The 4,411-nt window shown below is 72.3% G+C and carries 4 protein-coding genes; all 4 read left to right on the top strand.

The genetic code is table 11. From position 1 onward, the window contains the following. Positions 1 to 2,839, top strand: a 2,839-nt coding sequence (locus tag H5J29_RS22385; RefSeq protein ID WP_181783008.1) for a pyruvate carboxylase, incomplete at its 5' end; no start/stop codon positions are given. Positions 2,840 to 2,896: 57 nt separating this feature from the next. Beyond that, a complete protein-coding gene (gene rsmD, locus H5J29_RS22380; RefSeq protein ID WP_181783007.1) occupies positions 2,897 to 3,493 on the top strand; it encodes a 16S rRNA (guanine(966)-N(2))-methyltransferase RsmD in 597 nt (198 codons plus the stop codon). Further along, positions 3,490 to 3,972 carry a pantetheine-phosphate adenylyltransferase gene (coaD, locus tag H5J29_RS22375; RefSeq protein WP_181783006.1) on the top strand — a complete coding sequence of 161 codons (483 nt, stop codon included), beginning with the start codon at positions 3,490 to 3,492 and terminating at the stop codon, positions 3,970 to 3,972. The genes rsmD and coaD overlap by 4 nt, the downstream gene beginning before the upstream one ends. Positions 3,973 to 4,080: 108 nt before the next feature. Then, the coding region (locus H5J29_RS22370) for an ATP synthase subunit B family protein (protein ID WP_512700133.1) at positions 4,081 to 4,411 on the top strand (331 nt) is incomplete at its 3' end.

Raw genomic sequence — 4,411 nt, 5'->3', positions numbered from 1 at the left:
GATCGAGGCCGCGAGCCGCGAGGCCGAGTCGGCCTTCGGCGACGGGACCGTGTTCCTCGAGCAGGCCGTGGTGAACCCGCGGCACATCGAGGTGCAGATCCTGGCGGACGGCGAGGGCAACGTCTCGCACCTCTACGAGCGGGACTGCTCGGTGCAGCGGCGGCACCAGAAGGTCGTCGAGATCGCGCCCGCGCCGAACCTGGACCCGGACCTGCGCGCGCAGATCTGCGCCGACGCCGTGAAGTTCGCCAAGGCCATCGGCTACGTCAACGCGGGGACGGTCGAGTTCCTCGTCGACGAGCGCGGCAACCACGTCTTCATCGAGATGAACCCGCGCATCCAGGTCGAGCACACGGTGACCGAGCAGGTCACCGACCGTGACCTGGTCATCGCGCAGCTGCGCATCGCCTCCGGGCTCACGCTGCCCGAGCTGCACCTCACGCAGGACGAGGTGACGATCTCCGGTGCGGCGCTGCAGTGCCGCGTCACCACCGAGGACCCGGCCAACGGCTTCCGCCCGGACACCGGCGTGATCGGCGCCTACCGCTCGCCGGGCGGCCCGGGCGTGCGGCTCGACGGCGGCACGGTGCACACCGGCGCCGAGGTCAGCGCGCACTTCGACTCGATGCTGGTCAAGCTCACCTGCCACGGCCACGACTTCCCCAACGCCGTGCGCCGCGCGCGCCGGGCGATCGCGGAGTTCCGGATCCGCGGCGTGTCCACGAACCTCCCGTTCCTCGCCGCGGTGCTCGACGACCCGGACTTCGCGGCCGGGCACATCACCACGAGCTTCATCGAGGAGCGGCCGGAGCTGCTCAAGGCCCGCCCGTCCGCCGACCGCGGCTCGCGGATGCTCGCGTACCTGGCCGAGACCACGGTGAACAAGCCGAACGGTCCACGCCCCGAGGTCGTCGAGCCCGTCGACAAGTTGCCGGCGGTGGACCTGAACGCGCCCGCGCCGGACGGCTCCGCGCAGCTGCTCCGTGAGGTCGGCCCGGAGGAGTTCGCGCGCCGGCTGCGCGCCCAGACCGCCGTCGCGGTCACCGACACCACGTTCCGGGACGCCCACCAGTCCCTGCTGGCCACCCGGATCCGCACCCGGGACCTGCTCGCGGTGGCGCCGTACGTCGCGCGGACGGCGCCGGAGCTGCTGTCGCTCGAGTGCTGGGGCGGGGCGACGTACGACGTCGCGCTGCGGTTCCTCGCCGAGGACCCGTGGGACCGGTTGGCCGCATTGAAGGCGGCCGTGCCGAACATCTGCACGCAGATGCTGCTGCGCGGCCGCAACACCGTCGGCTACACGCCGTACCCGACCGAGGTGACGGACGCGTTCGTCGCCGAGGCCGCCGAGACCGGGATGGACATCTTCCGGATCTTCGACGCGCTCAACGACGTCTCCCAGATGCGGCCGGCGATCGACGCGGTGCGGGCCACCGGGACCGCGGTGGCGGAGGTCGCGCTCTGCTACACCGCGGACCTGTCCGACCCGGCCGAGGAGCTCTACACCCTCGACTACTACCTGCGGCTCGCCGAGCAGATCGTGGACGCGGGCGCGCACGTGCTGGCGATCAAGGACATGGCCGGGCTGCTGCGGCCGCCCGCGGCCCGCACGCTCGTCACCGCGCTTCGGGAGCGGTTCGACCTGCCTGTTCATCTGCACACGCACGACACCGCGGGCGGGCAGCTCGCGACGTTGGTCGCGGCGATCGACGCCGGGGTGGACGCCGTCGACGGCGCCGTCGCCTCCATGGCCGGGACGACCTCGCAGCCGTCGCTGTCCGCACTGGTCGCGGCCACGGACCACACTCCGCGCTCGACGGGTCTGTCGTTGCAGGCCGTGGGTGACCTCGAGCCGTACTGGGAGGCGGTGCGGAAGGTCTACGCGCCGTTCGAGTCCGGGCTCGCCTCGCCGACCGGGCGCGTCTACCACCACGAGATCCCCGGGGGGCAGCTGTCCAACCTGCGGCAGCAGGCCATCGCGCTGGGGCTGGGGGACCGGTTCGAGCTGATCGAGGACTGCTACGCCGCCGCGGACCGGATGCTGGGTCGCCTGGTGAAGGTGACGCCGTCGTCGAAGGTCGTGGGGGACCTGGCGCTGCACCTGGTCGGCGCCGGGGTGACCGCGGCGGACTTCGAGTCGGACCCGGGCAAGTTCGACGTCCCGGACTCGGTGATCGGGTTCCTGCGCGGCGAGCTCGGCGAGCCGCCCGGGGGGTGGCCCGAGCCCTTCCGGACCCGTGCGCTGGAGGGCCGGTCGCCGGAGGCCGAGCACCCGGAGCTGACGATCGAGGACCGCCGCGGGCTGCGGGACGACACCCGCCGCACGCTCAACCGGTTGCTGTTCCCCGGCCCGACGAAGGACCACGACGCCCATCGGGAGTCCTACGGCGACACGAGTGTGCTGTCGTCCAAGGACTTCTTCTACGGGCTGGAGCAGGACCTCGAGCACACCGTGACGCTGGAGCAGGGCGTCACGCTGCTGATCGAGCTGGAGGCGATCGGGGACGCGGACGAGCGCGGCTACCGCTCCGTGCTGACGACGCTGAACGGGCAGCTGCGGCCGGTGTCGGTGCGCGACCAGGCGGTGCAGACGGACGTCAAGGCGGCCGAGCGGGCCGACCGGGGCGACGACCACCACGTCGCCGCGCCGTTCGGCGGGGTGGTGACGCTGCAGGTCGCCGAGGGCGACTCGGTGTCCGCGGGCCAGACCGTCGCGACGATCGAGGCGATGAAGATGGAGGCGAGCATCTCCGCGCAGCGTGCGGGGACGGTCGCCCGGCTCGCGATCGGGAAGGTGCAGCAGGTCGAGGGCGGCGACCTGCTCCTGGAGATCGAGTAGTCGTGAGTGCCGGCTCCGGCGGCCGTCGCCACCCACCGGGGATGGGAGGGTGAACCGGTGACGCGGATCATCGCCGGGGCGGCGGGCGGGCGGCGGTTGGCCGTGCCCTCGGAGGGGACGCGGCCGACGTCGGACCGGGTGCGGGAGGCGTTGTTCTCGTCCCTGGAGCACGACCCCGGGCTCTCCGGCGCGGTCGTGCTGGACCTCTGTGCGGGGTCCGGCGCGCTCGGGCTGGAGGCGCTGTCCCGCGGGGCCGCGCACGCCACGTTCGTCGAGATGGACAAGCGGGCGGTGGCGGTGCTGCGGAAGAACGTCGCCGTCGTCGGGCTCGGCGGGGACGTGCGCTACGGGCCGGCCGGGACCGTGCTGGAGACCGCGCCGCCGCGTGCCCACGACCTGGTGCTCGTCGACCCGCCGTACGCAGAGCCGGAGGCGGCGATCGCCCGCTGGCTGCACACCGGCCTGCGGACGGGCTGGATCGCGCCCGACGCCGTCGTGGTCGTCGAGCGGGCCCGGTCGCGGGAGCCTTTCCCGTGGCCGGAGGGGGTCGAGGCGCTGCGTGAGCGTCGTTACGGGGACACCGTGATCCACGTGGGTGGCTGTTACGGTCCGCTCATGCCTGGTGAGGCCCCAATGACGGGACACGAGCAATGAGGCGCGCGGTCTGCCCCGGATCGTTCGACCCCGTGACCCTCGGCCATCTCGACGTGATCGAGCGGGCCGCGAACCTCTTCGACGAGGTCGTGGTCGCGGTCCTGATCAACAAGAAGAAGCAGGGCCTGTTCGCGGTCGAGGAACGGATCGCGATGCTGGAGGAGGTCACCTCCGACCTGCCGAACGTCCGCGCCGACTCCTTCCACGGCCTGCTCGTCGACTACTGCCGCGACCACGACGTCAAGGCGATCGTGAAGGGCCTGCGGGCGGTCACGGACTTCGACTACGAGCTGCAGATGGCGCAGATGAACCAGCGACTGTCCGGTGTGGACACGCTGTTCATGTCGACCAGCCCGGAGTACAGCTTCGTGTCCAGCTCGCTGGTGAAGGAGGTCGCGACCTACGGGGGGGACGTGGCCCACCTGCTGCCGCCCAGCGTGCACCGTCAGCTGCTCGACCGGATCGCCGAGCGGGCCTGATACCCACTCGGCGGGTGGATCATGCACGGCTCACCCGGATGGAACTTGACACGCCCTGGGGATCGCGAATACGGCCCACCCGGCCGGCCCGGTGAGAGGATCGCCGACGTGTACAGGGTCTTCGAGTCACTCGACGCGTTGGTGACCGTCGTCGAGGAGGCGCGCGGCGTCCCCATGACGTCCAACTGCGTGGTCCCCCGCGGCGACGTGCTCGACCTGCTCGACGACGTCCGGGAGGCGATCCCCGGCGAGCTCGACGACGCGCAGGACGTCCTCGACCGCCGGGACGAGATCGTCGGGGACGCCGAACGCGAGGCCGAGGAGACCCGTTCCGCCGCGACCACGGAGTCCGAGGAGCTGCTCGCCGACGCCCGGGCCGAGGCCGAGCGGCTGGTCGCCGAGGCGCGCGAGGTGGCCGAGCGGACGCTCGCCGAGTCCC

Origin of the sequence: Pseudonocardia pini (assembly GCF_013870575.1) — a bacterium.
GTDB lineage: Bacteria > Actinomycetota > Actinomycetes > Mycobacteriales > Pseudonocardiaceae > Pseudonocardia > Pseudonocardia pini.
Note: the sequence above shows the minus strand (reverse complement) of the source record. Positions and strands in the feature narration are given on the sequence as shown.

Bases quoted from the DNA above. Each gene is read 5' to 3' on its own strand.
- coaD (WP_181783006.1), top strand. From the start codon at position 3,490: ATGAGGCGCGCGGTCTGCCCCGGATCGTTCGACCCCGTGACCCTCGGC.